Origin of the sequence: Allostella sp. (assembly GCF_041913585.1) — a bacterium.
Taxonomy (GTDB): Bacteria; Pseudomonadota; Alphaproteobacteria; order ATCC43930; family Allostellaceae; genus Allostella.
This window is the reverse complement of record NZ_JAYSFE010000033.1, coordinates 12,933-38,705: the sequence shown is the minus strand read 5'-3', so window position 1 is coordinate 38,705 and position 25,773 is coordinate 12,933. Positions and strand designations below refer to the sequence as shown.

General features: G+C 71.9%; 29 protein-coding genes and 1 riboswitch. Of the genes, 17 read left to right on the top strand and 12 right to left on the bottom strand.

Annotation, left to right across the window (positions count from 1 at the left end; genetic code table 11):
* The 4 genes from ACE3Q3_RS08840 to fabD form a co-directional block, all read right to left on the bottom strand.
* The coding region (locus ACE3Q3_RS08840) for a beta-ketoacyl synthase N-terminal-like domain-containing protein (RefSeq protein WP_374444657.1) at positions 1-89 on the bottom strand (89 nt) is incomplete at its 3' end.
* 30 nt (positions 90-119) lie between these two features.
* Positions 120-356, bottom strand: a complete 237-nt coding sequence (locus tag ACE3Q3_RS08835) for an acyl carrier protein (RefSeq protein ID WP_374444653.1) — start codon at positions 354-356, stop codon at positions 120-122.
* A 160-nt stretch (positions 357-516) separates the two neighbouring features.
* Positions 517-1,254 carry a 3-oxoacyl-[acyl-carrier-protein] reductase gene (gene fabG / locus ACE3Q3_RS08830; RefSeq protein WP_374444652.1) on the bottom strand — a complete coding sequence of 246 codons (738 nt, stop codon included), beginning with the start codon at positions 1,252-1,254 and terminating at the stop codon, positions 517-519.
* Positions 1,255-1,268: 14 nt separating this feature from the next.
* Complete coding sequence (fabD, locus tag ACE3Q3_RS08825) at positions 1,269-2,210, bottom strand: ACP S-malonyltransferase (RefSeq protein ID WP_374444649.1); 942 nt, start codon at positions 2,208-2,210, stop codon at positions 1,269-1,271.
* A 198-nt stretch (positions 2,211-2,408) separates the two neighbouring features.
* Here fabD and rpsF point away from each other — a divergent pair, with 198 nt between their 5' ends.
* The 15 genes from rpsF to ACE3Q3_RS08750 all read left to right on the top strand — a co-directional run bounded on the left by rpsF (position 2,409) and on the right by ACE3Q3_RS08750 (position 17,379).
* Positions 2,409-2,873, top strand: coding sequence for a 30S ribosomal protein S6 (gene rpsF / locus ACE3Q3_RS08820; RefSeq protein ID WP_374444646.1), 465 nt, complete (start codon positions 2,409-2,411; stop codon positions 2,871-2,873).
* Entirely contained in the window at positions 2,870-3,139 is a 270-nt protein-coding gene (gene rpsR / locus ACE3Q3_RS08815; RefSeq protein ID WP_374444643.1) for a 30S ribosomal protein S18, read from the top strand. The genes rpsF and rpsR overlap by 4 nt, the downstream gene beginning before the upstream one ends.
* A gap of 33 nt (positions 3,140-3,172) precedes the next feature.
* On the top strand, positions 3,173-4,108 hold the full coding sequence (locus ACE3Q3_RS08810) for a DUF2232 domain-containing protein (RefSeq protein ID WP_374444641.1): 936 nt from the start codon (positions 3,173-3,175) through the stop codon (positions 4,106-4,108).
* A 4-nt stretch (positions 4,109-4,112) separates the two neighbouring features.
* Positions 4,113-4,649 carry a 50S ribosomal protein L9 gene (gene rplI / locus ACE3Q3_RS08805; protein WP_374444638.1) on the top strand — a complete coding sequence of 179 codons (537 nt, stop codon included), beginning with the start codon at positions 4,113-4,115 and terminating at the stop codon, positions 4,647-4,649.
* Between the two features lie 188 nt (positions 4,650-4,837).
* A complete protein-coding gene (locus tag ACE3Q3_RS08800) occupies positions 4,838-6,064 on the top strand; it encodes a class I SAM-dependent methyltransferase (protein WP_374444635.1) in 1,227 nt (408 codons plus the stop codon).
* Positions 6,065-6,149: 85 nt separating this feature from the next.
* Positions 6,150-7,670, top strand: coding sequence for a replicative DNA helicase (locus ACE3Q3_RS08795; protein ID WP_374444633.1), 1,521 nt, complete (start codon positions 6,150-6,152; stop codon positions 7,668-7,670).
* Positions 7,657-8,772, top strand: a complete 1,116-nt coding sequence (gene alr / locus ACE3Q3_RS08790) for an alanine racemase (protein ID WP_374444631.1) — start codon at positions 7,657-7,659, stop codon at positions 8,770-8,772. Before ACE3Q3_RS08795 ends, alr begins: the two co-directional genes overlap by 14 nt.
* A 9-nt stretch (positions 8,773-8,781) precedes the next feature.
* Positions 8,782-9,558 (top strand): MlaE family ABC transporter permease, encoded by a 777-nt coding sequence (locus ACE3Q3_RS08785; RefSeq protein ID WP_374444629.1) that lies wholly within the window; start codon positions 8,782-8,784, stop codon positions 9,556-9,558.
* Positions 9,555-10,331, top strand: coding sequence for an ABC transporter ATP-binding protein (locus ACE3Q3_RS08780; protein ID WP_374444626.1), 777 nt, complete (start codon positions 9,555-9,557; stop codon positions 10,329-10,331). The genes ACE3Q3_RS08785 and ACE3Q3_RS08780 overlap by 4 nt, the downstream gene beginning before the upstream one ends.
* Before the next feature lie 31 nt (positions 10,332-10,362).
* A complete protein-coding gene (gene radA / locus ACE3Q3_RS08775; RefSeq protein ID WP_374444623.1) occupies positions 10,363-11,751 on the top strand; it encodes a DNA repair protein RadA in 1,389 nt (462 codons plus the stop codon).
* Positions 11,748-12,398: a CvpA family protein gene (locus tag ACE3Q3_RS08770; RefSeq protein ID WP_374444621.1), complete on the top strand. Its 651-nt coding sequence runs from the start codon at positions 11,748-11,750 to the stop codon at positions 12,396-12,398. Before radA ends, ACE3Q3_RS08770 begins: the two co-directional genes overlap by 4 nt.
* A 138-nt stretch (positions 12,399-12,536) precedes the next feature.
* Positions 12,537-13,997: an amidophosphoribosyltransferase gene (purF, locus tag ACE3Q3_RS08765; RefSeq protein WP_374444618.1), complete on the top strand. Its 1,461-nt coding sequence runs from the start codon at positions 12,537-12,539 to the stop codon at positions 13,995-13,997.
* Between the two features lie 5 nt (positions 13,998-14,002).
* Entirely contained in the window at positions 14,003-14,725 is a 723-nt protein-coding gene (locus ACE3Q3_RS08760) for an SDR family NAD(P)-dependent oxidoreductase (protein WP_374444615.1), read from the top strand.
* Positions 14,722-15,693 carry a glycerophosphodiester phosphodiesterase gene (locus ACE3Q3_RS08755; RefSeq protein WP_374444613.1) on the top strand — a complete coding sequence of 324 codons (972 nt, stop codon included), beginning with the start codon at positions 14,722-14,724 and terminating at the stop codon, positions 15,691-15,693. The genes ACE3Q3_RS08760 and ACE3Q3_RS08755 overlap by 4 nt, the downstream gene beginning before the upstream one ends.
* A 15-nt stretch (positions 15,694-15,708) precedes the next feature.
* Positions 15,709-17,379: a tetratricopeptide repeat protein gene (locus ACE3Q3_RS08750; protein WP_374444610.1), complete on the top strand. Its 1,671-nt coding sequence runs from the start codon at positions 15,709-15,711 to the stop codon at positions 17,377-17,379.
* Positions 17,380-17,388: 9 nt separating this feature from the next.
* Here the strand turns inward: ACE3Q3_RS08750 and der are convergent, their stop codons facing one another.
* Genes der through ACE3Q3_RS08735 form a run of 3 tightly spaced genes read right to left on the bottom strand, consistent with a single transcriptional unit; the run spans position 17,389 to position 20,759 of the window.
* Complete coding sequence (der, locus tag ACE3Q3_RS08745; protein ID WP_374444607.1) at positions 17,389-18,771, bottom strand: ribosome biogenesis GTPase Der; 1,383 nt, start codon at positions 18,769-18,771, stop codon at positions 17,389-17,391.
* Positions 18,772-18,774: 3 nt separating this feature from the next.
* Positions 18,775-20,112, bottom strand: a complete 1,338-nt coding sequence (locus ACE3Q3_RS08740) for a PQQ-binding-like beta-propeller repeat protein (protein ID WP_374444605.1) — start codon at positions 20,110-20,112, stop codon at positions 18,775-18,777.
* A complete protein-coding gene (locus ACE3Q3_RS08735) occupies positions 20,109-20,759 on the bottom strand; it encodes a tetratricopeptide repeat protein (protein WP_374444603.1) in 651 nt (216 codons plus the stop codon). Before ACE3Q3_RS08735 ends, ACE3Q3_RS08740 begins: the two co-directional genes overlap by 4 nt.
* 133 nt (positions 20,760-20,892) lie before the next feature.
* Between ACE3Q3_RS08735 and ACE3Q3_RS08730 the strand changes: the two genes are divergently transcribed.
* Positions 20,893-21,240, top strand: a complete 348-nt coding sequence (locus tag ACE3Q3_RS08730) for a DUF2794 domain-containing protein (protein ID WP_374444600.1) — start codon at positions 20,893-20,895, stop codon at positions 21,238-21,240.
* Positions 21,144-21,992, top strand: a complete 849-nt coding sequence (locus ACE3Q3_RS08725; RefSeq protein WP_374444597.1) for a lysozyme inhibitor LprI family protein — start codon at positions 21,144-21,146, stop codon at positions 21,990-21,992. Before ACE3Q3_RS08730 ends, ACE3Q3_RS08725 begins: the two co-directional genes overlap by 97 nt.
* A gap of 6 nt (positions 21,993-21,998) precedes the next feature.
* On the opposite strand, the gene ACE3Q3_RS08720 is transcribed toward ACE3Q3_RS08725, so the two are convergent.
* The 5 genes from ACE3Q3_RS08720 to ACE3Q3_RS08700 all read right to left on the bottom strand — a co-directional run.
* Complete coding sequence (locus ACE3Q3_RS08720) at positions 21,999-22,778, bottom strand: thiazole synthase (protein WP_374444595.1); 780 nt, start codon at positions 22,776-22,778, stop codon at positions 21,999-22,001.
* 3 nt (positions 22,779-22,781) lie between these two features.
* The gene (gene thiS, locus ACE3Q3_RS08715) at positions 22,782-22,988 is read right to left on the bottom strand and encodes a sulfur carrier protein ThiS (RefSeq protein ID WP_374444593.1); all 207 of its coding nucleotides are present in this window, start codon (positions 22,986-22,988) and stop codon (positions 22,782-22,784) included.
* Positions 22,985-24,127 carry a glycine oxidase ThiO gene (gene thiO, locus ACE3Q3_RS08710; RefSeq protein WP_374444591.1) on the bottom strand — a complete coding sequence of 381 codons (1,143 nt, stop codon included), beginning with the start codon at positions 24,125-24,127 and terminating at the stop codon, positions 22,985-22,987. Before thiO ends, thiS begins: the two co-directional genes overlap by 4 nt.
* Positions 24,118-24,227: riboswitch (TPP riboswitch) on the bottom strand. (Overlaps the previous gene by 10 nt.)
* 132 nt (positions 24,228-24,359) lie before the next feature.
* Positions 24,360-24,731 carry a hypothetical protein gene (locus ACE3Q3_RS08705; RefSeq protein ID WP_374444588.1) on the bottom strand — a complete coding sequence of 124 codons (372 nt, stop codon included), beginning with the start codon at positions 24,729-24,731 and terminating at the stop codon, positions 24,360-24,362.
* A 197-nt stretch (positions 24,732-24,928) separates the two neighbouring features.
* On the bottom strand, positions 24,929-25,773 hold an 845-nt coding region (locus ACE3Q3_RS08700), incomplete at its 5' end, for a TRAP transporter large permease subunit (protein WP_374444587.1).

Genomic DNA, 25,773 nt, shown 5'->3' with positions numbered 1-25,773 from the left:
TCGCCGGCGATCAGGCGCTTCCAGTTGTGCTCGACCCCCACCCCGAGCGGGGTGACGAGGCCGAGTCCGGTGACGACGACGCGACGCATCGGCGATGCCAGGGACCGTCGGCCCCCGCCTCAGGCCTGCTTCTTGCTGATGAATTCGATCGCGTCCTTCACGGTCGCGATCTTCTCGGCGGCGTCGTCCGGAATCTCGATCGAGAATTCCTCTTCGAAGGCCATCACCAGTTCGACGGTGTCGAGGCTGTCGGCGCCCAGATCGTCGATGAAGCTCGCGTTCTCGGTGACCTTGCCTTCCTCGACCCCGAGATGCTCCACCACGATCTTCTTAACCCGTTCGGCGACGTCGCTCATCTTGGCCTTCCTCTGGATATGACCGGCTTGACTTCGAGATCGGCACCAGCGCGGACGGTGCGTTGGGGCCGGTATTGCGGAAATCTGGGGTAAGCGCGCCCCCATACCATGAACGTTCCGGGTTGGCCAGCGCCGCCGGGACGGCGGCACGGCACGCGATTCAGATCATCGCCATCCCGCCGTTGACGTGCATCGTCTGGCCCGTGACGTAGCCGGCCTCCGGAGTGGCGAGCCACGCCACCGCGGCGGCGACCTCCTCGGCCGTCCCCATGCGCCCGGCCGGAATCTGGGTCTGGATCCGGTCCTTCTGCTCGTCGGTGAGGACGTCGGTCATCGCGGTCCGGATGAAGCCCGGCGCGACGCAGTTGGCGGTGATCCCCCGCGACGCGACCTCGGCGGCGATCGCCTTCGTCATGCCGGCGATCCCGGCCTTGGACGCCGCGTAGTTCGCCTGGCCCGGGTTGCCGGTGTGCCCGACCACCGACGTCACCGAGACGATCCGGCCCCAGCGCTGCCGCATCATCCCGCGCAGGCACGCCCGCGTGAGGCGGAAGGCGCCCGTCAGGTTGACGTCGAGCACGCGCTGCCAGTCCTCGTCCTTCATCCGCATGACGAGGCCGTCGCGCGTCAGGCCGGCATTGTTGACGAGGATGTCGACGCCGCCGAGCGCCGCCTCGGCCGCCTTGACCAGCGCATCGGCCGACGCCGGATCGGCGAGGTCGGCCGTGACCACGGCCGTCCGCTCGCCCAGTTCGGCCGCCAGCGCCTCCAGCGCCGGCCGCCTGGTGCCGGCGAGCGCCACCGCCGCCCCTTGCGCGTGCAGCGCCCGCGCGACCGCGCCGCCGATCCCACCCGAGGCGCCGGTCACCAGCGCCCGCTTGCCGTCCAGCCGGAACATGCGCCCGCCTTCCGTCAGAGAGTCTTGAGGAATGCGTCGACCTCGGCCGGCGTTCCCGCCGCCTGGGTCGCCAGTTCGCGGTCGATGCGCTTGACCAGGCCCGAGAGGACCTTGCCGGCGCCGAATTCGGCGACGGTGGCGATCCCGCCCGCCTTCATCGCCAGCACGCTCTCCCGCCACCGCACCATCGCCGTCACCTGCCGGACGAGCTGTTGCCGGATCGTCTCCGGATCGCTCGATGGCGCAGCGGTGACGTTGGCGACCAGCGGCAGCGTCGGCGGCGCCATGGCGACCCCCGCCAGCGCGTCGGCCATGACCTCGGCGGCCGGCGCCATCAGGGCACAATGGAACGGCGCGCTGACCGGCAGCAGGATGCTGCGCCGGGCGCCGCGGCCGCCGGCGATCTCGACGGCCCGTTCGACCGCCTCGCGGTGGCCGCTCACCACCACCTGCCCGGGCGCGTTGTCGTTGGCGGCATCGCACACCTGGCCCTGGGCCGCCTCGGCGGCGACCGCCTGGGCCTGCTCGAGGTCGAGCCCGAGCAGCGCCGCCATCGCCCCGACGCCGACCGGCACCGCCTTCTGCATCGCCTGGCCGCGCAGCTTCAGGAGCCGGGCGGCGTCGGCGAGCGCGAAGGCCCGGACGGCGGCCAGTGCGGAATACTCGCCCAGGGAATGGCCGGCGACGATCGCCCCCAGGGACGACAGCGGCCGGCCGATCTCGCCCTCGACGACCCGCGCCACCGCGACGCTGACCGCCATCAGCGCCGGCTGCGCGTTCTCGGTCAGCGTCAGGTCGGCCTCCGGCCCCTCGAACATCAGGCGCGACAGCTTCTGCCCGAGCGCGTCGTCGATCTCCTCGAAGACGAGGCGCGCCGCCGGGAAGGCGTCGGCCAGGTCCCGTCCCATGCCGACCGCCTGGGAGCCCTGCCCCGGAAAGACGAATGCTCTGCTCATTTCCCCCCTCGCGAACGCCGGCCACTCATAAGCGCGCCCTCGGTCGTGTCAAGCCGGGGCCGCGCTTGCGCCCCGGACGCGGATGTGTATATTCCCGCGCCTTCGCTCCTTGCCGGCCCAGCCGGCTAGGCCTCTTCTGCTGTCCGAAAGCGATCGGCGGCCCGGAGGCGCGAATAGCCATAAGGAGTAATTGGCACGATGGCGTTCTACGAGAACGTATTTCTTGCTCGTCAGGATATCGCCGCGAACCAGGTCGAGGCGCTGACCGAGCAGTTCGCGACGGTGATCGTCGAGAATGGCGGCCAGGTCACCAAGCGAGAGTACTGGGGCCTGCGCAACGTCGCCTACCGCATCCGCAAGAACCGCAAGGCGCACTATGTCCTGCTCAACATCGAGGCCCCGCCGGCGGCGGTGACCGAGATGGAGCGCACGATGCGGATCAACGAGGACGTGCTGCGCCACCTGACGGTGCGCGTCGACGCCCTCGAGGAAGGCCCGTCGGCGATGATGCAGTCCAAGGGCCGCGACGAGCGTGACCGGCCGCGCCGCGAGTACGGCGACCGCGGTGATCGTGGGGACCGCGGCGATCGCGGCGACCGGGGCGATCGTGGAGACCGCGCCGAGCGCGAACAGGCGTCGCCGGACGCCGGAGGTGAGGCATGAGGGCCCCGATGGGTGGCGGTGGTGGCGGCGGCGGCGGCGGTGGCCGGCGCCCGTTCTTCCGGCGGCGGAAGAGCTGCCCGTTCTCCGGCCCGACCGCGCCGAAGATCGACTACAAGGACGTCAAGCTGCTCCAGCGGTTCGTGTCCGAGCGCGGCAAGATCGTGCCGAGCCGGATCACGGCGGTGTCGGCCAAGAAGCAGCGCGAGCTCGCCCAGGCGATCAAGCGGGCGCGCTTCCTCGGCCTCCTGCCCTACATCGTGAAGTAGGGCCGGCAACGACGGGAGGTCGGGAGCGACGCCATGCAGGCGCCGGTCCTCCATGCCTTCGCGGCGGGGCTGGCGAGCGCACTGTTCGCGCTCGCCGCCACGATCGGAACGCCGGGCGCCATCATCTTCGCCTACCTGACCCAGCTCCCGCTGTTCGCGGTGGGCCTCGGTCATTCGGCGGGGATGCTGGCGATCTCCGGGGCGGTTGCCGCGGCATTGCTGATCGTCCTGGAGAGCGGCCTGTTCGCCGTCATCTTCCTGGTCATCAACGTGCTGCCCGCCTACTGGCTGAGCCGGCTGGCACTGCTCAGCCGGCCGCTGCCCGAGGGAGGGGTCGGCTGGTATCCGCCCGGTCTGCTGGTCACCTGGCTGACCGGCATGGCGGTCGCGGGCCTGGTCACCGCCTATGTCGCCTTCTCGGGCGCCGAGGGCGGCCTGCCCGGCACCGTCGAGCGGTTCCTCAGGGCCGGCCTCGCCCTGATGGTGGGCGGTTCGGAGAGCCAGATCGAGCGGGCGGTGGGGGCGGTGGCGCCGCTCTTTCCGTCGATCGTGCTGGTGTCGTGGATGGTCATGGTGGTGGTCAACGGGGCACTGGCGCAGGGCGCGCTGGTCCGCTTCGGCTACAACCGGCGTCCGACCCCGCGGGTCTCGGACATCGAGCTGCCCCGCTGGGCGCTCGCACCGGTCGCCGCGGCGCTGGCGCTCTCGATCCTCGGCGGCGGCGTGGCGTCGCATTTCGGCTCGAACCTGAGCCTCGTGCTGTGCCTGCCGTTCTTCTTCGTGGGCCTCGCCGTGGTCCATGCCTACGCCCGGCGGCGGCCGCTCCGCTGGGTGATCCTGGTCGGGACCTATGCGGCGGTGATGGTCTTCGGATGGCCGGCGATGGCGCTGGTCGTCCTGGGTTTCGTAGAGCAGTGGGCCGGAATCCGGCGGCGCCTCGGCGAGCCGCCCTCGGCCGAGAAGGAGTAGTACGATGGACGTGATCCTGCTCGAGCGGGTCGAGAATCTCGGCCAGATGGGCGAAGTCGTGAAGGTGCGGGCGGGCTATGCGCGCAACTTCCTGCTGCCGAAGAAGAAGGCGCTGCGCGCCACCAAGGAGAACCTGTCGCATTTCGAGACGCGCCGCGCGCAGCTCGAGGCGGCCAACCTGAAGCGCCGCGAGGAGGCGCAGTCGGTGGCGGCGAAGATGGAAGGCCTCGCCGTGGTCGCCGTCCGCCAGGCTGGCGAGTCGGGCCATCTCTACGGCTCCGTGTCGCCCAAGGACGTCGCCGACGCCGTCACCGCCGCCGGCTTCACGGTGGAGCGCGCCCAGGTCCTGATCGCCCAGCCGATCAAGACCCTCGGGCTGCACACGGTGCGGGTCGCCCTCCACCCGGAGGTGGCGGTCACGGTCACCGTCAACGTCGCCCAGTCGACCGAGGAAGCCGCCGCCCAGGCCCGCGCCGCGGCGCCCGCTCCGGCCGCCGTCGAACCGGCCGCCGAGGCCGACGAGGCCGCTCCGGAGGCATGACCGCTTCCGGGAGGGACCGGCATCGCCCGGTTCCTCCCGGCTAAGCCCTTGATCGCGACCAGCGACGCGATTGCTGCTGACTATTGAGGCAGAGTCGCGGTTGTGGCGTAATTCCCGACAGCGCGGATCCTCGGACTCGGGGTGACCTTCCGCGCACCGGCATCGCTTGCCCGGGATGGAACGTCGCCATGCTGTTCGCTCGGTTTCTCGGTCGCCTCGTCCGATACGGGAATCTCGCTCTCGTCGATGCGGATGGACGAAGCTGGACCTTCGGCGACGGCGCCGGCGCGCCGGTCGTCGTCCGCCTGCACGACCGCTCGCTCCACACCAAGCTCGCCCTGAAGCCGGAACTCCATGTCGGCGAAGCCTACATGGACGGAACGCTGACGATCGAGCAGGGCGATCTCTACGATTTCCTGCTGCTGGCGACCGAGAATCTCGCCCGCATGCCGGAGCCGCCCGTCCTCAAGGCCGGCCGGGCCGTGGAGCGGTGGCTGCGCGGGCTGCGCCAGTACAATCCGGTGGGCAAGGCGAAGGCGAACGTCGCCCACCACTACGATCTGTCCGGACGGCTCTACGACCTCTTCCTCGACGCCGACCGCCAGTATTCCTGCGCCTATTTCACCGATCCCGGCGACGACCTGGAAACGGCGCAGCGCAACAAGAAGCGCCATCTCGCCGCCAAGCTGCTGCTGCAGCCGGGCCAGAAGGTGCTCGACATCGGCTGCGGCTGGGGCGGCCTCGCCCTCTATCTCGCCCAGACGGCCGACGTCGACGTCACTGGCCTGACCCTCTCCGAAGAGCAGCACAAGGTGGCCGAGGAGCGGGCGCGCAAGGCCGGCCTTTCCGACCGCGTGCGCTTCCTCCTGCGCGACTACCGCGAGGAGAAGGGACGCTACGACCGCATCGTCTCGGTCGGGATGTTCGAGCATGTCGGGGTCCGGCACTACCCCGCCTTCTTCCATCAGGTGCGCGACCTGCTGACGCCCGACGGCGTCGCCCTCCTCCACTCGATCGGCCGGTCCGACGGGCCGGGCGCGACCAACCCGTGGCTGCGCAAGTACATCTTCCCCGGCGGCTACTCCCCGGCCCTGTCGGAGGTATTGCCGGTGGTCGAGCGGACGGGCCTATTCGTCACCGACATCGAGATCCTGCGCCTGCATTACGCGCACACGCTGCGCCACTGGCGCCAGCGCTTCCTCGCCCATCGCGACGAGATCCGGCGCATCTACGACGAGCGCTTCTGCCGAATGTGGGAATTCTACCTCGTCGGCTGCGAGCTCGCGTTCGTCAACCAGGGGCACATGGTCTTCCAGATGCAGATGAGCCGCAGCCTGGATACCGTACCGCTCACCCGCGACTACATCCCCGACTGGGAGCAGCGCACCGACGCCCGGGCGAACATCGCCGCCTGAGGCCGGCCGCCCGGTCTCCCGGGTTCCACAGGCCTGTGGATGAATTGCCCGCCCACCGGCGGTGCGGATCGCGTAGTCTCGGGCGATGGAGAACATCGTCTCGATCGCGACCGGCAGCCGGATCGGCGAAGATCCCGCCTACCGCGCGCCCCCCCGCAACGAGGAGGCGGAACAGGCGCTGCTCGGCGCCATCCTGGTCAACAACCAGGCATTCCAGCGCGTCATCGAGATCGTCGCGGCCGAACATTTCTCGAACCCGGCCCATGCCCGGATCTTCAGCGCCGCCGCCAAGCTGATCGAACGCGGCCAGATCGCCGATCCGGTGACGCTCAGGACCTATTTCGAGCAGGACCGGGCGCTCGCCGACGTCGGTGGCGCCGCCTACCTCGCCCGCCTCGCCGCCGCCTCGGCCACCATCATCAATGCCGAGCACTATGCCCAGGCGATCCGCGACCTGGCGCTGCGCCGCGAACTGATCGCGCTCGGCGAGGACATCGTCAACACCGCCCACGACTCGGGTCCGGACGTCACCGCCGTCACCCAGGTCGAGACCGCCGAGCAGCGCCTGTTCAACCTCGCCACCACCGGCAGCAGCGAAGGCGGCTTCCGCACCTTCGAGAGCGCGCTGGTCGAGGCGATCCGCATGGCGGAAGCGGCCTTCAAGCGCTCGGGCCATGTGGCCGGCGTCGCCACCGGCTTCATCGACATGGACCGGCGCCTGGGCGGCCTCCACCCGTCCGACCTCGTGATTCTCGCCGGCCGCCCGGCCATGGGCAAGACGGCGCTCGCCACCAACATCGCCTTCCACGCCGCCTGCCACTACCGCGAGGGCCGCAATCCCGACGGCAGCGTCAAGGCCGAGGACGGCGCGGTGGTCGCCTTCTTCTCCCTCGAGATGTCGGCCGAGCAGCTCGCCACCCGCATCCTGGCCGAAGTGTCCGGCGTGCCCTCCGACCAGATCCGCCGTGGCGAGGTCAAAGCCGAGGAGTTCCCGAAGTTCGTCGAGGCGAGCCAGACGCTGGCCTCGATCCCGCTCTTCATCGACGACACGCCGGCACTCAGCATCTCCGCCGTGCGCACCCGCGCCCGCCGGCTCGCCCGCCAGCGCGGCCTCGGCATGATCGTCGTCGACTATCTCCAGCTCCTGCGCGGCTCGTCGACCGCGCGCCAGGAGAACCGGGTGCAGGAGATCTCCGAGATCACCCGCGGGCTGAAGGCCATCGCCAAGGAACTGAACGTGCCGGTGCTGGCGCTCTCGCAGCTCTCGCGCGCGGTCGAGCAGCGCGAGGACAAGCGGCCGCAGCTCGCCGACCTCCGCGAGTCGGGCTCGATCGAGCAGGATGCCGACGTCGTGATGTTCGTCTTCCGCGAGGAATATTATCTCCGCCACGAGCCGGCGCGCCGGCCGGAGGAGACCGACGACAAGTTCAACGACCGCTACCAGCGCTGGTCGCAGCGCCTCCAGGAAGTGGCCGACACCGCCGAGGTCATCATCGCCAAGCAGCGCCACGGACCGACCGGGACGGTGCGGCTGCGCTTCGACGGCCGCATCACCAAGTTCGACAACCTGGCCGAGGACGACCGGCTCCCCGATGAGCACCACTGACGCCCCGCCCGGGGCCGGGGCGACGCTGACGATCGACCTCGGCGCCGTCGCGGCGAACTACCGGATTCTCCGCGATCGCCTGGGCCGCGTGCCGTGCGCGGCGGTGGTCAAGGCGGACGGCTACGGCCTGGGCGCGGTGCCGGTCGCCCGCGCGCTGGCGGCCGCCGGCGCCGACTGGTTCTTCACCGCCCATCTCGGCGAAGCCGTCGCGCTGCGCGCCGCGCTGCCCCCGTCCGCCCGCATCGCCGTGCTGAACGGGATCTGGGACGGGCTGGAGGAGACGTTTCTCGCCCACGACCTGCTGCCGGTCCTGAACGACCTCGGGCAGATCACATTGTGGCGCGGGCGCGCCGCCCGGCTCGGCCGTCCCCTGCCCGCGATCGTGCAGATCGACACCGGCATGGCCCGCCTCGGCCTGCCGCCGGCGGAGGTCGGGGTCCTGGAGCGCGAGCCGGACCGTCTCGCCGGCATCGCCACGGTGCTGCTGCTGAGCCACCTCGCCTGCGCCGATGAGCCCGGCCACCCGCTGAACGGGCGCCAGCGGACGCGCTTCGATGCCGCCCGCCGGCTCTTTCCGGGGGTCCCGGCCAGCCTCGCCGCATCCTCGGGCATCTTCCTCGGGCCCGAGTACCATTTCGACCTCGGCCGACCGGGCGTCGCCCTGTACGGGGTCAACCCGACGCCGGACCGGCCCAACCCGATGCGGCCGGTCGTCCGTCTCGAGGCCCGGATCCTGCAGGTGCGCTCCATTGACCGGGGGGAGAGCGTTGGCTATGGTGCGGCGCACCGTGCCTCCAGGCCGACGAAAGTCGCAACGGTTCCAATCGGTTATGCCGACGGGTTCCTGCGGTCGTCGAGCTCCCGCGGCCATTTCCTCCTGAACGGCGCGGCGGCACCGATCATCGGCCGGGTATCGATGGACCTGATTACGCTCGACGTCACCGACTGTGCCGAAGCCGATGTCCGACCGGGTGCCGCGGTGGTCGCCATCGGCGACGGGCGGACGCTGGATGCCGTCGCGGCCGAGGCGGGCACCATCGGCTACGAGTTCCTGACCGGCCTCGGGCAGCGCTACGCCCGCGTCTACCGCGACCCGGCCTAGCCGCCCCGCATGGGCTTCCTTGCCGCCATCGGACGCGCCGTCCTGCAACTGCTGGCGATGACCGGCTCCGTCAGCCTGTTCGCCGGGCGCGCCATGGCGCTTTCCGTCCGGCCGCCCTGGCACGCGCGCCTGATCGGGCGCCAGATGCTCGACATCGGCTTCTATTCGCTGCCGGTGGTCGGCATGACGGCGCTCTTCACCGGCATGGTGCTGGCGCTCCAGAGCTACACGGGCTTCTCCCGCTTCGCCGCCGACAGTGCCATCCCGACGGTGGTCGTCATCTCGATCACCCGCGAACTGGGGCCGGTCATCGCTGGCCTCATGGTCGCCGGCCGCATCGGCGCCTCGATGGCCGCCGAGATCGGCACCATGCGGGTGACCGAGCAGATCGACGCCCTCACCACCCTCGCCACCAACCCGCTGAAGTATCTGGTGGCGCCGCGGCTCATCGCCGGCATGACGATGCTGCCGCTGCTGGTGCTCGTCGCCGACGTCATCGGCGTGTTCGGCGGCTACGTCGTCTCGGTCCACAAGCTCGGCTTCAACCCGGCCAACTACCTCAAGCGGACCTTCGAGTACCTGCAGGTCATGGACGTGGTCTCGGGCCTCGTGAAGGCCAGCGTCTTCGGCTTCCTGATCGCGCTCATGGGCTGCTACCACGGCTACCGCTCGCGCGGCGGCGCCCAGGGCGTCGGCACCGCGACGACGCAGGCCGTGGTCACTGCCTCCATCCTGATCCTGCTCTCGAACTATCTCGTCACCGAGCTCTTCTTCTCCCGGCAATGACCGCGTCCCCCAAGATCCAGGTCCGCGGCCTGACCAAGCGGTTCGGCTCCAAGGTCGTGCTCGACGGGGTCGACCTCGACATCGCCCAGGGCGAATCGCTCGTCGTCATCGGCGGATCCGGGTCCGGCAAGTCGGTGATGATCAAGTGCATCCTCGGGCTGATTCCGCCCGATGCCGGCAGCATCGTCATCGACGGCGAGGACATCACCCGCCTCGACCGGCGCGGTCACGAGCGCGTCATGGCCAAGTTCGGCATGCTGTTCCAGGGTGGCGCCCTCTTCGACAGCCTGCCGGTCTGGGAGAACGTCGCCTTCGGGCTCATCCAGGGCCACGGGATGCCGCGCGCCGAGGCCCGCCAGGTGGCGCTGCGCAAGCTTTCCGCCGTCGGGCTCGGCGAGCCGGTCGGCAACCTCTTCCCGTCGGAGCTTTCCGGGGGCATGCAGAAGCGCGTGGCGCTGGCCCGCGCCATCGCCACCGAGCCCGAGATCATCCTCTTCGACGAACCGACGACCGGCCTCGACCCGATCATGGCCGACGTCATCAACGACCTCATCGTCGACTGCGTGCACGAACTCGGCGCGACCACGATCACCATCACCCACGACATGCATTCGGCGCGCAAGATCGCGACCCGGGTGGCGATGATCTACGGCGGCCGCATCATCTGGAACGGCCCGGCGTCGGCGATCGATTCCTCCGGCAACGCCTATGTCGACCAGTTCGTGAACGGGCATGCCGAGGGGCCGATCAAGATGGAGGTGCGGCCGCTGTGACGGCCGCCCCTCCGCCCCGCTCCTGATCGCCATGGCCCGGGCGGCTGCCCGCTACGTCTGCCAGCAATGCGGCGCCGTCCATCCGAAATGGGCCGGCCGCTGCGAGGATTGCGGCGCCTGGAATTCCCTGGTCGAGGAGGCCGGCGGCGAGGCGCCGCCCAAGGGCCTCGGCCCCGGCAAGGGGCGGCGGATCGAACTGGTCGGCCTCGCCGGCAGCGAGCGGGAGGCGCCCAGGCGCGTCACCGGCATCGGCGAGTTCGACCGGGTCGCGGGCGGCGGCCTGGTGCCGGGCAGCGCGCTCCTGGTCGGCGGCGACCCCGGGATCGGCAAATCGACCCTGCTGCTGCAGGTGGCGGCCCGCCTCGCCGGCACCGGCGCAGTCGTCTACATCTCGGGCGAGGAGGCGGTCGAGCAGGTGCGGATGCGGGCGCGCCGCCTCGGCGTCGCCGAGGCGCCGGTGGCGCTGGCCTCGGCGACCAGCGTGCGCGACATCGTGGCCTCCCTCGACCAGGGCGACGCCCCGGCCATGGTCGTCATCGACTCGATCCAGACCATGTACCTCGACTCGCTCGATTCGGCGCCGGGCACCGTCGCCCAGGTGCGGTCGAGCGCGCAGGAGCTGATCCGGCTGGCCAAGCGCCGCGGCTTCTGCCTGGTGCTGGTCGGCCATGTCACCAAGGAGGGAACGATCGCCGGCCCCAGGGTGCTCGAGCACATGGTCGACACGGTCCTCTATTTCGAGGGCGAGCGCGGCCACCAGTTCCGCATCCTGCGCGCGGTCAAGAACCGCTTCGGCCCGACCGACGAGATCGGCGTCTTCGAGATGACCGACCGCGGCCTCGCCGAGGTCACCAACCCGTCCGCCCTCTTCCTCGCCGACCGGCAGGGCGACGTCTCGGGGGCCGCAGTCTTCGCCGGCATGGAGGGGACGCGGCCGATGCTGGTCGAGATCCAGGCGCTGGTGGCGCCGGCCGCGCCCGGCACGCCGCGCCGCGCCGTCGTCGGCTGGGACGGCGGCCGGCTGTCGATGATCCTGGCGGTGCTGGAGGCGCGCGGCGGGGTGGCGATCGGCGCCAACGACATCTATCTCAATGTCGCGGGCGGCCTGCGCATCCAGGAACCGGCGGCCGACCTCGCCGTTGCCGCCGCACTGATCTCGGCCTCGACGGGCGAGGCGCTGCCGGCGGCGACGGTGGTGTTCGGCGAGATCGGCCTGTCGGGCGAGGTGCGCGCGGTGAGCCAGACGGAACAGCGCTTGAAGGAAGCGGGCAAGCTCGGCTTCGAGCGTGCGCTCATGCCGCCGCAGCGCGGGCGTCGCGCCGCGCGTCCGGCCGAACTGTCGCAGACCGAGATCGGCACCGTCGCCGACCTGGTCGCCCTCTTCGACGCCCGCCCGTCGGTTCGGCGGCCGGCGCGATGACCTACAACTACCTCGACCTCGCCGTCCTCGGCGTCATCCTGCTGTCCGCCCTGTTCGCGGTGATGCGCGGCTTCGTCCGCGAAATCCTGTCGGTCGCCGGCTGGATCGGCGCCGCGCTGGTCGCGCTCTACGGCTTCACGCCGCTGCGGCCGCATGCCCGCGACCTCCTCGGCCCGAGCCTGATCGCCGACATCGCGCTCGGCGCCGTCCTCTTCCTCTTCGCCCTCATCGTCTTCTCGCTGGTGACCCACGCGATCGCCAGCCGCGTCCGCGGCAGCGCCCTCAGCGCCGTCGACCGCACGCTCGGGCTCGTCTTCGGCATCGTCCGCGGCGCGGCGCTGGTGTGCCTCGCCTATCTGCTGCTCGGCTGGGCGCTGCCCCCGGCCGAGCATCCGCCCTGGGTCACCGGCGCGCGCACCTTGCCGTTCGTGCAGCAAGGGGCCACATGGCTGACGAGGCTGGTGCCGCAGGAGTTCCGCGACCGGGCCTTCGACGAGAGCCAGCGGCTGCGCGACCAGACCCGGGACACGCGGCGCACGCTGGACGCCCTGACCAGCCCGCCGGTCGGCACGCCGCCGGCCAAGCCGGGCTACAGTCCGGGCGAGCGACGCGAGATGGATCGGATGATTAACCAGAGCCGGCCCTAGGGCCGGCGTCGCGCGTTTCCGGGGTCGCCCGCCCGCAGGAATCCGCGTGCGTGACGCTTTCGAGACGGCTATAAGCCCCCTGGGCGACCGGTTGGTCGGCGATTACCAACCGGGCCGGACGGGCGGCGGAGAACGGCGATGCAGACGCTGACCACCCATCCCTACGACGACGACCACCTGCGGGAGGAATGCGGCGTCTTCGGGATCTTCGGACACCCGGAAGCCGCCGCCCATGCCGCGCTCGGCCTTCACGCCCTCCAGCACCGCGGCCAGGAATCGGCGGGCATCGTCAGCTACGACGGCGTCCAGTTCCATGCCCATCGCGGCCTCGGTCAGGTCGGCGAGAACTTCTCCTCGCAGGCGACGATGCAGTCCCTGGTGGGCTCGACCGCGATCGGGCATGTGCGCTACGCCACCACCGGCGACACCACGCTGCGCAACGTCCAGCCGCTCTTCGCCGACTTCGAATTCGGCGGCCTCGCCATCTGCCACAACGGCAACCTGACCAACGCGTACGCCATCCGGCGCGAACTGGTGCGGCGCGGCAGCCTCTTCCAGTCGACGACCGACACCGAGGTCATCGTCCACCTGATTGCGACCAGCCTGCGCGCCACCGTCGTCGACCGCATGATCGACGCGCTGCACCGGGTCGAGGGCGCCTATTCCCTGGTCGCCCTGTCGAGCAAGGAACTGGTCGGCGTGCGCGACCCGCTCGGCGTGCGGCCGCTCGTCCTCGGCCGGCTCGGCACCACCTGGATCCTGACCTCCGAGACCTGCGCCTTCGACATCATCGGCGCCGATTTCGTCCGCGACATCGAGCCGGGCGAGATGGTCGTCATCAACGAGACCGGCATCCGCAGCATCTTTCCCTTCGCGCGGCCGCCCAAGCGCTTCTGCGTCTTCGAGTACATCTACTTCGCCCGCCCCGACAGTGTCGTCGAGGGCCGAAGCGTCTACGAGGCGCGCAAGCGGATCGGCGCCGAGCTCGCCCGCGAGAGCCACATCGACGCCGACGTGGTCATCCCGGTGCCCGATTCGGGCGTCCCCGCCGCCATCGGCTACGCCGAGGCGGCCGGCGTTCCGTTCGAGCTCGGCATCATCCGCAACCACTATGTCGGCCGCACCTTCATCGAGCCGACCGACCATATCCGCCATCTCGGCGTGAAGCTGAAGCACAACGCCAACCGCGCCATGATCGAGGGCAAGCGGGTGGTGCTGGTCGACGACAGCATCGTCCGCGGCACGACCTCGACCAAGATCGTCGAGATGGTGCGCCAGGCCGGGGCCCGCGAAGTCCACATGCGCATCTCGAGCCCGCCGACCAGCAATTCCTGCTTCTACGGCATCGACACGCCGGAGCGCGAACGGCTCCTCGCCTCGCGCTTCGACGTCGCCGGCATGTCGAAGTTCATCGGCTCCGATTCGCTCGCCTTCATCTCGATCGACGGCCTCTACCGCGCCATGGGCCATCCCGGCCGCGACCCCGGGCAGCCGCAATTCTGCGACGCCTGCTTCACCGGCGACTATCCGACGCCCCTGTCCGACTACGACGAGGTCGGATCGAATACCCAGCTTTCGCTGCTCGCCGAGATCGCCTGACCTTCATGTCCGAAGCTGCCACTCCCCGCCGGCTGGCGGGGCGCGTCGCCGTCGTCACCGGGGCGTCGCGCGGACTGGGCGCCGCCGCCGCCGTCGCGATCGCCGCCGAGGGTGGCCACGTCATCCTGCTCGCCCGCACCGTCGGCGGCCTCGAGGAGACCGACGATGCCGTGCGCCGCGCCGGCGGCACCGCCACCCTGGTCCCGCTCGACCTCAAGGAGGTCGAACGGATCGACCAGCTCGGCGCGGCGCTGCACGGGCGCTTCGGCAAGGTCGACATGCTGGTCGCGGCCGCCGCCTCGCTCGGCACGCTGACCCCGGTCGGACACATCCGGCCCGAACACTGGGCCGACGTGATGGCGGTGAACCTGACCGCCAACTGGCGCCTCATCCGCAGCCTCGACCCCCTGCTCCGCCTCTCCGACGCCGGACGCGCGGTGTTCGTGAGCTGCCCCGAAGCGTCGGGCCGCGATGCCTACTGGGCCGGTTACGCCGTCGCCAAGGGTGGGCTGGAAACGCTGGTCCGCCTCTACGCCGCGGAACTCGGCTCGACCGCCGTGCGGGCCAACATCTTCGACCCCGGACCGATGCGGACCGGCCTGCGCGCCGCCGCCTTCCCGGGCGAGGATCCGGGCACCGTGCGCTCGCCCGCCGAGGCCGTGCAGGCCATGCTGCCGATGCTGATGCCGGACTATTCCCGCCAGGGCGAGCGGGTCGCGCTCGCGTGAGACGGATCGCCGCCGCGCTCCTCCTGGCGACGGCGGCCGTGGCGCCCGCCTGCGCCTTCGAGCTGCAGTCCCACCGCGGCGGCCGCGGCCTCTGGCCCGAGAACTCGCTGACCGCCTTCGCGGGCTCGCTGGCGCTGGGCGTCTCGGTTCTCGAGCTCGACACCCGGCTGACGGCCGACGACGTCGTGGTCGTGCATCACGACGCCCGCCTCAACCCGGAACTGACGCGCGGGCCCGACGGTCTCTGGATCGCCGCGCCCGGCCCCCTGCTGCGCGCCCTGACGCTGGCCCAGCTGTCGGCCTACGACGTCGGCCGCGCCGATCCGAACTCGCGCCACGCCCGGCGCTATCCCGAGCAGCGCGGCCGCGACGGCGAGCCGATCCCGACCCTGGCGCAGGTGTTCGCGGCCGTCGCCGCCCGCGGCGACCGATCCGTCCGCTTCAACATCGAGACCAAGATCGATCCCCGCCACCCCGAAGAGACGGCCGCGCCCGAGACCATCGTCGAGCGCCTGCTCGCGACCATCGAAGCGGCCGGAATGGACGGCCGCGTCACCGTCCAGTCCTTCGACTGGCGGACGCTCCGCCTCGTCCGTCAGCTGCGGCCCGGCATCCCGACCGTCCATCTGTCGGCGCAGCAGGAGTTCCTCGACACGATCCAGGCCGGACGTCCCGGCGCCAGCCCCTGGACCGACGGCATCGCCGCGGCCGACCATGACGGATCGGTGCCGCGCATGGTCAAGGCGGCCGGTGGCGCCGTCTGGTCGCCCTTCTGGCGCGATCCCAGCGACGCCGACCTCGCCGAGGCGAAGCGCCTCGACCTGCCGGTCGTGGTCTGGACCGTCAACGACCGCGCCGAAATGGCCCGCCTCATCGACCGCGGCGTCGCCGGCATCATCACCGACCGCCCCGACATCCTGCGCGCGCTGATGCAGGACCGTGGCATGGCGGTGCCCGCCCCCCACTGACCCGGCGGCCGGGCGATGGTCAGCGCCGACACCGACTACGTCCGCGCGCTGGCCGCCGCCCACGACGGCCGGCTCTCGGCCGCGGCCCGTCTCTGCGAGACGGTTCTCGCCCGCGCGCCGGCCCATGCCGGCGCCCTGCGTCTCCTCGCCTTTGCGGCGAGCCGCAGCGGCGACAGCCCGCGGGCACTCGAACTGCTGGCGCAGGCTGGCCGGGCGGCGCCCGGCGATGGCCGCCTCGTCCGCGAACTGGGCGACCTCCTGACCTCCCTCGGACGGACCGACGAGGCGGTCGCGGCCTATGCCGAGGCGGTCCGACGCGCCCCGGCCGACATCCGCGCCGGGCTCGGCCTGGCGTCGTCGCTGCGCCGCCTCGGGCGGCCGGGCGAGGCCATCGCGGCATTGGAGCGGACGGCCACCGCCCCTACGGATCCGCGGTCGCGACGACTGCTGGCAGCGCTGCTGCGCGACGCCGCCTCGGCCGCCGCCGGTGCCGGCGACCATGCCGAGGCCGCCCGCCTGCTGGGGCGCGTGGTCGGGCTGGCGGACGCGCGGGCGGGCGATTTCTCCAACCTCGGCAGCGCCCTCCTGGAACTGGGCCGCTGGAGCGCGGCGGAGGCGGCGTTGCGCCGCGCAGCCGCACTGGCGCCGGCGTCCGCGGACATCCGGGCCAACCTCGCCAACCTGCTGATGCTCGCGGGCCGCTACCCGGAGGCGGTCGGCGAGTACGAGGCGGCGGCGGCGCTCGATCCGGCCGGCACCGGGCCCAGCTACAATCGCGGCCATGCGCTGGTCGCGGTCGGCCGCCTGTCCGAAGCATGGGCCGAACTCGACCGCCACTGGACGGGCCAGACCCGCCGCCGCTTCGCGGTCCCGGCCTGGGACGGCAGTCGCACGCCCGGCGGGGTCCTATTGTGGAGCCAGCACGGAATCGGCGACGAGGTCCTGTCCCTCGGGATGGCGGAGGAGGCCGCTCGGCGCGCAGGCCGGCTCGTCGTCGAGTGCGACCGACGGCTGCTGCCGGTCCTGCGACGCGCGATGCCGGGCCTGGAGCTGGTCGCCCGCGGCAGCGAGCCGCCGGCGGTCTCCGCCCACTTCCCCGCCTGCCGCCTGCCCCGCCTCTTCCGGTCCAGCCTCGCCGATTTCCCGGACCGTCCGGCCTATCTCCGAGCCGATTCCACGCGGCTTGCGCTGCTGTCCGCCCGCTACCGCAGCCAGGGGCAGCGCCTCGTGGTCGGCATCGCATGGCGAAGCACCAATGCCGCCTTCGGGCTGCGCAAGTCGATCCCGCTTGCGGACTGGCGGCCGCTCTTCGCGCGCCGTCCCGCCCGCTGGATCAGCCTGCAGCATGGCGACAGCGCCGACGAACTGGCGGCCGCCGGCGGCCGCGTCCAGGTCGATCCCGAGATCGATCCCCTCCAGGACATCGACGGCCTCCTCGCCCAGATCGCCGCCGTCGACCTCGTGATCACGGCCAGCAACTCGACGGCGCACCTCGCCGGAGCGCTCGGCAAGCCCTGCTGGGTGCTGCTGCCCTGCGGCAGCGGGCTGCTCTGGCACTGGCTGCTGCCGACCGGCGCTCGCTCGCCCTGGTATCCCTCGGTGCGGCTCTTCCGCTCCGACGGTCCCGACGACTGGGACGCGACCATCGCGCGCGCCGCGGACGCACTCGACGGATTCGGCCGCTGAACGCCCGCCCTAGTCCTCGTCCCGGCCCTTGTCGGCGAAGGGATTGTCCGACTTGCGCAGGACCAGCCGGATCGGGACGCTCGGAATGGCGAAATCCTCGCGCAGGCCGTTGACGATGTAGCGGCCGTAGTCGTCCGGCAGCGCGTCGGGACGGCTGAGGAAGAGCTGGAAGGTGGGCGGCCGGATCTTCGTCTGGGTCAGGTAGCGCAGGCGCAGGCGCCGGCCCTGGACCATCGGCGGCGGATGGCGCTCGGTCATCGCCTTCAGCCAGCGGTTCAGCGCATGCGTCGAGACCCGGCGGTTCCACGCCTCGAAGGTGCGGAAGACCGCCTCCATCAGGCGCGGCACGCCGGCCCCGGTTTCGCCCGAGACCGGCACGAGCTCGATGCCCTTGACCTGCTGCAGGGAGGTCTCGAGCCGGTCGCGGAAGCGCTGCAGGGCCGCCTGCCGGTCTTCGATCAGGTCCCATTTGCTGATGGCGATCACCATGGCGCGGCCCTCGTCGACCACCCGCCGGGCGATCGTCAGGTCCTGCTTCTCCATCGGCTGGGTGGCGTCCAGCACCAGCACCACGACCTGGGCGAAGCGCAATGCCCGGTCGGTGTCGTCGGTCGCCAGCTTTTCCAGGCGCTCGACGACGTTGGCGCGCCGTCGCAACCCGGCGGTGTCGACCAGCTTCAGGCGGCGGCCGCGATACTCCCAGTCGACCGCGATGGCGTCGCGGGTGATGCCGGCCTCGGGCCCGGTCAGCATCCGGTCCTCGCCGATCAGCCGGTTGGTCAGCGTCGACTTGCCGACGTTGGGGCGGCCGACGAAGGCGATCGAGATCGGCTGGCCGGCCGCCTCTTCGCCCTCGCCGGGTGCTGCCTCGGCCTCCGGCTCGGCGTCCTCGGGCTGCTCGCCGATCGCCGTCGCCAGCGCATCGTAGAGTTCGGCCATGCCTTCGCCATGCTCGGCCGAGATCGCGACGGGGTCGCCCAGGCCGAGGGCGTAGGCCTCGCCCTGGGTCGACATGCCGACCCGGCCCTCGCACTTGTTGACGACGAGCACGACCGGGCGCTCGCGGCGCCGCAGCCAGGCGGCGAAATGCCGGTCGAGCGGGGTCACCCCGGCGCGGCCGTCGATCACCATCAGGACCGCGTCGGCATCGTCGACGGCCTGTTCGGTCTGCACCCGCATCCGCGATTCCAGGCTCTCGTCGCGCACGTCCTCGAGGCCGGCGGTGTCGATCGCCGTGAAACGCAGCGGACCCAGGCGCGCAGCCGCCTCCCGGCGGTCACGCGTCACCCCCGGCAGGTCGTCGACGATGGCGAGCTTGCGTCCGGCCAGCCGGTTGAACAGGGTCGACTTGCCGACATTGGGCCGCCCGACGATCGCGATGCGGGTCGACATGCCCTACCGCAGCGCGATCAGGGACGCTTCGTCGGTGACGACGTAGAGCGTGCCGCCGGCGATCACCGGCGCCGCATAGACCGGATCGGGGAGCTGGATCGTGCCGAGGAGTTCGCCCGTGTAGGGCGAGATCGAGAAGGCCTCGCGGTTCGAGCCGACGACGACGACCCGGTCGCCGGCGACGACGGGCCCGGTCCAGAAGAGCGGGTCCTTGCGCTCGACCTCGCGCTTGTAGCGCGGCAGCGGGCGCACCCAGCGAATCCGCCCGTCGCCGCGCGACAGGCAGACGACCTCGGAATCCGGGGTCAGGACATAGATGAAGTCGCCCGCGACCCAGGGGCTTTCGAGGCTGCCGATCTCCTGTTCCCAGATGCGGTTCCCGGTGCGCAGGTCGATCGCCACCATCCGGCCCGAATGGCTGACGGCGAAGACGCTGCCGCGGTCGATGACCGGCCGGCCGCGGATGTCCGCCAGGTCCGAGATGGCGTCGATCCGACGCACCGCGGCCAAATTGTCCTGCCATGCGACGCGGCCGTTCTCGACCCGCATCGCGAAGAGCTCGCCCGAGGTGAAGGCCGCGACCACGGCGTCGCCCTCGACCGCCGGGCTGGCGCCGCCCATCAGGCCCGCCGTCTCCGAGATCGCCGGCTGGTTCCAGAGCTTGCGTCCGTCGTCCGCCGACAGCACTTCGAGCTGGTTGTCGATGGTGACGGCGAACACCCGGCCGCCCGAGACGGTGGGCGCGGTGCGCACGGGCCCGGCGATGCCGGTGCGCCAGAGCGCCTTGCCGCTGGCGGCGTCGAGCGCGATGACCTCGGCCCAGCCGGTGGCGACGAAGAGCCGCCCGTCGGCATGGGCGACGCCGCCGCCGAACCCGCCGTCCCGCTCGCCCTCGGGCCGGAGGTCGAAGGACCACACGGAATTGCCCGAGGCGGCGCTGAAGGCCGAGACGCGGCGGCCGGAATCCATCGCGAAGACCATGCCGGCCGCGACGACGGGCGTGGTCAGGATGCGGCGATCGTCGCCGCCCGATTCGCCGAGGCTGGCCCGCCACGCGACCTTCGGCGCGTCGCCGAGGGCCAGATGGTGCATGACGTGGTTGGGATAGCCGCCGGCCTGCGGCCATTCGCGGTTCTCGACCGGCCGCGGCAGTTCGACGCGCAGCCCCGCCAGGGCCGGGTCGGGCTGGATCCGCCGGTCGAGCGCCAGCACCGAGATGCGCGTGCCCGGAATCGGCGGCGCCGCCGATTCCCCGAACCAGTCGCAGCCGCCGACGAGGCCGGCGACGAGAAGCGCGACGGCGGCGCCGCGACGGCCGCCTCGGGACAGGTTCGCCATCATGCTCCACCACCCAGCGCGCGCAGCATCTCGGCCGCCCGCGTCCGCATCGACTGCGGTGCCGCCGCATCCTTGGACAGCGTCTCCAGGAACGTGCGTGCCTGGGCCGGGTCGCCCGCGCGGAGCGCCAGCACCGCCTGCAGTTCGCGGGCCGAGTGGCGCCAGGGACTGCCCTCGGCGACGAGCGGCGTCAGCCGCTCCGACAGTGCCCTGGGATCGCCGGTATCGACCTGCTGCATCACCGAGAGCAGCAGGGCCGCCTCGCGATAGGTCTCGGGCACGCCGGCATCCGCGGCGATGCCGTCATAGATCGCCGCCGCCCCGGCCCGGTCGCCGGCGCGGACCTTGAGCGCCGCGCCCTGCATCCGGGCCAGCATCGCATAGCCCGGCGGCCCGTCCGTGGCGATCCCGGCGAAGGTGGCGACGGCGGCGTCGGTCTGCCCCTGGTTCGCCGCCAGCATCGCCTCGGTGAAACGGTCTCCGGCCTGGATGCGCTGGCGCGTCTCGTAGTACCGCCACGCCTGCCACGCGGCGGTGGCGGCGACCAGCACGACCGCCACCGCGATCACGTAGATCCCGTACTTGCGCCACAGCGCGGCGGCACGGTCGCGCCGCAGTTCCTCGTCAACTTCTTGAAAAATATCGGCCACGCCGATCACTCCGGCCGGAAAACGCCCGGCACCATACCGGCAGCCCCCCGCAAAGGCAAACCGTGCCGCCGCTTTACGATTTGATGAAAATCGGGAACACTGACCGCCGTTTCAGGGTGTGACAGAGGCTCCCGTGGCGCGACCGGCATCCACCGTATTCCGCCTGTCCGACTACCGCGGGCGCCAGCGCCCGGTCTACTTCAACCGCAGCGAGCTCAACCGGCTCCTCGGCCTCTACAGCCGGCATGTGAGCAGCGGCGAATGGCGCGACTACGCCATCGACCATACCCCCGGCCGCGCGGTCTTCTCCGTCTATCGGCACACGCACGAGCGGCCGCTCTATGCGATTGTCAAGGGACCGCCCGGCAGCGACGGACAGAGCCAATGGATCGTCATGAGCGGACGCCAGCGCCTCGCCCAGGCGGGCTCCATCGACGACGCGCTCGGCGTCTTCGCCACGCGCTTGCGGCTGGTGCAGTAGCCGCCCTCGCCGCGCTGCCGGCATCGGCGGAGCCGGCGGGCCGCCCCGGCTTCGACTGCGCCCGGGCGAAGACCCGGGTGGAAACGGCGATCTGCGCCGACGCCGGCCTCGCCGACGCCGACCGCCGGATGTCGGATCTCTACCGGCAACGGCTGGCCGCAGCGGGGGAATCCGGCGCCGCCCGGGTGCGACAGGAGCAGCAGGCCTGGCTGCGCCGCCGGGCCGAATGCGAGCGCCAGCCGGACGCGGCCGGCGCCCTTCGCGGCTGCATCGCGGGCGCCATCGCCGAGCGGATCGCCGCCCTGAAGCCGCCGGACGCGGCCGCCGCCCCGCCGCTCCCGGCCCCAGCCGCGCCCGCGACGTTCGCCTACGGCCCGTGGCAGGTCACGGCCGATGCCGACCGTTGCGCGGTCAGCCGCACCGGGCCGCAGGGCCGCCGGCTCGCCATCGAGCGGCCGCGCGACGCAGTGCCGGGTTTTCCCGGCACGATCGCCTTCCACCCCGGCCCGCGGGACGCGGGTCTCGTCCAGCCGGGCGATCGCGTCGTCCTGCTGGCCGACCTCCAGCGCCTGCCGGCACGGGTTCGCGACGGCGCCATCGTCGGCACGCCGGGCCAGGAGGAGGCCGCCGCCCGGGCGCTCGCCGCCGCCCGCACCCTATCCGTCGTGCGCATGCTCGACCGGCTGATCGAGGTGCCGCTGGAGGGGTTGCCGGCGGCCATGGCGGACATGCGGGCGCGCTGCGGCGGCTGACGATCCTCAGCTGCCGATGAGGCCGAGCTGGGGGCTCGACGCCTCGGCATAGCGGCGCTTCGGGATCCGCCCGGCCTGCGCCGCCGCGTGCCCGGCCGCCACCGCGAGCCCCATCGCCCGCGCCATGCGCACGGGATCGTGGGCCTTGGCGACGGCGCTGTTCAGCAGCACCGCGGCGCAACCCAGTTCCATCGCCAGCGCGGCGTCCGACGCCGTGCCGATCCCGGCGTCGAGGATGACCGGGACCGGGCTGCGCCGGACGATCTGCTCGATGTTGAACGGGTTGAGGATGCCGAGGCCGGACCCGATGGGCGAGCCGAGCGGCATGACGGCCGCGCATCCGACATCGGCGAGCCGCCGGCAGAGCACCGGGTCGTCGGTCGCGTAGGGCAGCACGGTGAAGCCTTCGCGCACCATCTCCGCCGCCGTCGCCACCAGTTCGCTGCCGTCGGGATAGAGCGTCTCGCGATCGCCGATCAGCTCCAGCTTCACCCAGTCGGTGGCGAGCGCCTCGCGCCCCAGCTCCGCCGTCAGCATGGCGTCGCGGCGGGTGCTGCAGCCGGCGGTGTTGGGCAGCAGCCGCCGCCCGGCGAGCAGCCCGACCAGATCGTCCGCCTCGCCCGCCAGCGACACCCGGCGCAGCGACACGGTGACGATCTCCGCCCCGCTCGCCGCGACGGCGTCAAGCAGCACCTGGCGGCTCGGATAGCCGGCGGTGCCGATGAGGATCCGCGAATCAAAGCGTTCGCCGGCGATCTCCAGCACGTCCGGTCGGTGGTCCGTCATCGCTCACCCTCCTCCGCGCGCGGTCACGACCTCGACCCGGTCACCGGCGGCGACCGCCGTCGCCGCCCACTCGCGCCGGCGCACGAGCTCGCCGTTGCGGGCGACGGCGATGCCGGGGCGCTCGCGGCCGACGCCGATCGCGTCGAGCAGTTCGGCGACCGTGCCGCCGGGAAAGGCGCTGGGCGCGCCATTGACCAGGATCTCGTTCATGCGTCCATCCGGGATTCGATCCGGCCGGCGAAGCGCGCCGGCCGGAAGGGCGTGTCGTCGACCGGAGCCGGCCGGCCGAGGATGCCGGCCAGCACCAGTTCCGCCGTCGCGGGCGCGAGCAGGATGCCGTTGCGGTGGTGCCCGGTCGCGACGTGCAGGCCGGGCCCGACCGGGCCGACGATGGGAAGGTCGTCGCGGCTGCGCGGCCGCAGGCCGGTGACCAGTTCGACGACCGGGAGTTCCTCCAGGCCGGGAAGGATGCGCCAGGCCGCCTGAAGCAGCGACAGGACGCCGCCGGCCGTCGGCTGCCGGTCGAAGCCGCGGTCCTCGACCGTGGCGCCGACATAGAGCCGGCCGTCGGCGCGCGGCACGAGGTAGATGCCGGCCCCCCAGACGACATGGCGCAGCAACGGCGCCGCCGGGTCCGTCTCGAGGACGATCGCCTGGCCCTTGGCGGGATGGACCGGCGGCGCCGGCCAGCCGGAGATGCGACCCGTCCAGGCGCCGGCCGCCAGCACGACATGGTCGGCGCGCTCGCGCCGGCCGTCGCCGAGATGCACCCTCCAGCCGCCGCCCTCGGGCTCTATGGCGGCGACGGGCGCCCCCGCCTCGACCGGCACCCCGGCCGCCGACAGCGCCGCCAGCAATGCCGGCACGACGGCCCGGGGATCGACCTGATGATCGCCGGGGCTGGCGATCGCCCCCAGCACGTCCGGACTGAGCGCCGGCTCCCGCTCGCGCAGGGGGGCAGCATCCCACCACTCGATGGGCAGCGCGAGGCGGCGGAGGTAGCGCAGGCGATGGTGCAGCGCCGCCAGTTCGTCGCGGCCGACGGCGAGATGGACCGTGCCCTCGTCGCGATAGCCGACCGGAGCGCCCAGGGCCTCCGCCCATCGCGGCCAGAGATCCTGCGACCAGCGCGCCAGCCCGAGCATGGCCTCTTCGCCGGGCTCCGCCTCCAGGGTGGCGGCCAGCATGCCGCCGGCCGCCCAGGTCGCGCCACGCCCGGGCTCGCCGGCGTCGAACACGGCGACGTCCGCGCCCGCCTGCGCCAGCCGCCAGGCGACCGCGAGGCCGCAGATGCCGCCCCCGACGACGAGGACGCGGCCGACCGACGAGGGAATGCTGTCCGAGATCACCGAGGGCTCCCTTCGCTGGCATGATCCAGATCAGGTTCGATGGGTGTCTTCTCAGCCGGCGCGAATTCCGAGATTCCCGCCGGCACCCCAGCCAATCGCGGGACTTTAGTGCCCGCACGCCCGAAGGTTAAGCGATTTCAGCGAATTGGGATTGGTCCGCCCCGCACGCGCCGCCCGCGTCCCGGGCTGGGCGTCGCCCGTACCGGCCCCGGTCCGTTCGGCCGTCCGGCACTCAGCAACTGCACGCGTAGTGCGGCAAGACCCAATATTCGTACCGACCCTCGAAACAGGTGTCTTCCTCGATGCGGATCCGATACTCGATCGATCCCTTGTCGACAAAGACGTGGCAGCCCTTCTCCCCGTAATCCGTCCCCGGCACGCAATGGAGTTGGGCGGATTGCCTGTGCGCCAGCCCCTTGGCCTGGGAAATCGGGAAGATGCGCGCCATGTCGGCACCGTCGAAAACGTCCACGTTGATGGTGGCCCTGTCGGTGTCGCAGTTCCGGAACCAGAAATAGAAGAGATTCTGCGCCTCGGCCAGGGGCACGGCCGGGCCGAGAGCCGCGAACAGAAGGGCGATCGAAAGGGACACGCGACGCAGCATCTGTCCGCCTCCTTCCGCGCGCATGCGGGTGAACCGAGGAAGTCGGGAGCCGTCCAGCGCTGCCACGGCTCGAGCCCTGGCGCGGCCGGACCTGTCCGATCATCGACCGCCGCAGCGGCGGATTTCAAGCCGTTTGACCGGCTGGGAGCCGGCCCCTCGTTTCCAGCAGTCCGGCGCTGCGGCCGGCGCCACCACTCCTATGCCGGATGCACGGCGCGCCGTCGCAGCCATTGCAGCGCGACGAGGCCGACGAAGACCGCGAGGCCCGCTGCCTTGACCTCGCCGAGCGGCAGCCCGGCCGGCAGGAAGCCGGCGATCACGCCGGGGAACAGGAGGCAGACGCCGGAGACGACCGCCGCCAGCAGCTCCAGCGCGCCCAGGCGCGCCAGCAGCCAGCGCTGGGCGGCGACCGCCAGCACCCCGATGCCGACCGTGGTCGTCAGCGTGATCCACGCGACGTCGTCCCAGCCCCCGGCCTTGGCGACGTCGAGCAGCAGGCCGACCCCGAGCGGGTCGAGGACGAAGACGAAGGGCACGAGGAAGGCGGGCATGGTGTATTTCCACGCCTGCAGCGTCGTCTTGTAGGGGTCGCCGCCGGTGATGGCGGCCGCCGCGAAGGGGGACAGGGCCGTCGGCGGCGACACTTCCGACAGGACCGCGTAGTAGAAGATGAACATGTGCGCGGCATAGTCCGGCACGCCGAGCTTGGTCAGCGCCGGTGCGGCGATGACGGCGCAGATGATGTAGCTGGCGGTCACCGGCACGGCGAGGCCGACGATCCAGACGATGAGGGCGGTGAAGAGCGCCGTCAGCGCCAGGCTGCCGCCGGCGAGCTCGATGGCGATGGCGCTGAACTTGAGGCCGAGGCCGGTGAGCGTGACGACGCCGACGATGATGCCGGCGGCCGCGCAGGTGGCGGCGACGTTGAGCATCCCGACCGAGCCCGCAGCCAGGGCCTGGACGAGGCGAGGCGGGGTCAGCGCCGTCTCGCGCCGGAAGTAGCTGACGGCCGCCGCCAGCACGGTCGACCAGAACACCGCCA

What these genes read in the sequence shown, in the direction of transcription:
- ACE3Q3_RS08835 (WP_374444653.1), bottom strand. Translation starts at nt 356, where the DNA reads ATGAGCGACGTCGCCGAACGGGTTAAGAAGATCGTGGTGGAGCATCTC.
- fabG (WP_374444652.1), bottom strand. Translation starts at nt 1,254, where the DNA reads ATGTTCCGGCTGGACGGCAAGCGGGCGCTGGTGACCGGCGCCTCGGGT.
- fabD (WP_374444649.1), bottom strand. Translation starts at nt 2,210, where the DNA reads ATGAGCAGAGCATTCGTCTTTCCGGGGCAGGGCTCCCAGGCGGTCGGC.
- rpsF (WP_374444646.1), top strand. Translation starts at nt 2,409, where the DNA reads ATGGCGTTCTACGAGAACGTATTTCTTGCTCGTCAGGATATCGCCGCG.
- rpsR (WP_374444643.1), top strand. Translation starts at nt 2,870, where the DNA reads ATGAGGGCCCCGATGGGTGGCGGTGGTGGCGGCGGCGGCGGCGGTGGC.
- ACE3Q3_RS08810 (WP_374444641.1), top strand. Translation starts at nt 3,173, where the DNA reads ATGCAGGCGCCGGTCCTCCATGCCTTCGCGGCGGGGCTGGCGAGCGCA.
- rplI (WP_374444638.1), top strand. Translation starts at nt 4,113, where the DNA reads ATGGACGTGATCCTGCTCGAGCGGGTCGAGAATCTCGGCCAGATGGGC.
- ACE3Q3_RS08800 (WP_374444635.1), top strand. Translation starts at nt 4,838, where the DNA reads ATGCTGTTCGCTCGGTTTCTCGGTCGCCTCGTCCGATACGGGAATCTC.
- ACE3Q3_RS08795 (WP_374444633.1), top strand. Translation starts at nt 6,150, where the DNA reads ATGGAGAACATCGTCTCGATCGCGACCGGCAGCCGGATCGGCGAAGAT.
- alr (WP_374444631.1), top strand. Translation starts at nt 7,657, where the DNA reads ATGAGCACCACTGACGCCCCGCCCGGGGCCGGGGCGACGCTGACGATC.
- ACE3Q3_RS08785 (WP_374444629.1), top strand. Translation starts at nt 8,782, where the DNA reads ATGGGCTTCCTTGCCGCCATCGGACGCGCCGTCCTGCAACTGCTGGCG.
- ACE3Q3_RS08780 (WP_374444626.1), top strand. Translation starts at nt 9,555, where the DNA reads ATGACCGCGTCCCCCAAGATCCAGGTCCGCGGCCTGACCAAGCGGTTC.
- radA (WP_374444623.1), top strand. Translation starts at nt 10,363, where the DNA reads ATGGCCCGGGCGGCTGCCCGCTACGTCTGCCAGCAATGCGGCGCCGTC.
- ACE3Q3_RS08770 (WP_374444621.1), top strand. Translation starts at nt 11,748, where the DNA reads ATGACCTACAACTACCTCGACCTCGCCGTCCTCGGCGTCATCCTGCTG.
- purF (WP_374444618.1), top strand. Translation starts at nt 12,537, where the DNA reads ATGCAGACGCTGACCACCCATCCCTACGACGACGACCACCTGCGGGAG.
- ACE3Q3_RS08760 (WP_374444615.1), top strand. Translation starts at nt 14,003, where the DNA reads ATGTCCGAAGCTGCCACTCCCCGCCGGCTGGCGGGGCGCGTCGCCGTC.
- ACE3Q3_RS08750 (WP_374444610.1), top strand. Translation starts at nt 15,709, where the DNA reads ATGGTCAGCGCCGACACCGACTACGTCCGCGCGCTGGCCGCCGCCCAC.
- der (WP_374444607.1), bottom strand. Translation starts at nt 18,771, where the DNA reads ATGTCGACCCGCATCGCGATCGTCGGGCGGCCCAATGTCGGCAAGTCG.
- ACE3Q3_RS08740 (WP_374444605.1), bottom strand. Translation starts at nt 20,112, where the DNA reads ATGATGGCGAACCTGTCCCGAGGCGGCCGTCGCGGCGCCGCCGTCGCG.
- ACE3Q3_RS08725 (WP_374444597.1), top strand. Translation starts at nt 21,144, where the DNA reads ATGGATCGTCATGAGCGGACGCCAGCGCCTCGCCCAGGCGGGCTCCAT.
- ACE3Q3_RS08720 (WP_374444595.1), bottom strand. Translation starts at nt 22,778, where the DNA reads ATGACGGACCACCGACCGGACGTGCTGGAGATCGCCGGCGAACGCTTT.
- thiS (WP_374444593.1), bottom strand. Translation starts at nt 22,988, where the DNA reads ATGAACGAGATCCTGGTCAATGGCGCGCCCAGCGCCTTTCCCGGCGGC.
- ACE3Q3_RS08705 (WP_374444588.1), bottom strand. Translation starts at nt 24,731, where the DNA reads ATGCTGCGTCGCGTGTCCCTTTCGATCGCCCTTCTGTTCGCGGCTCTC.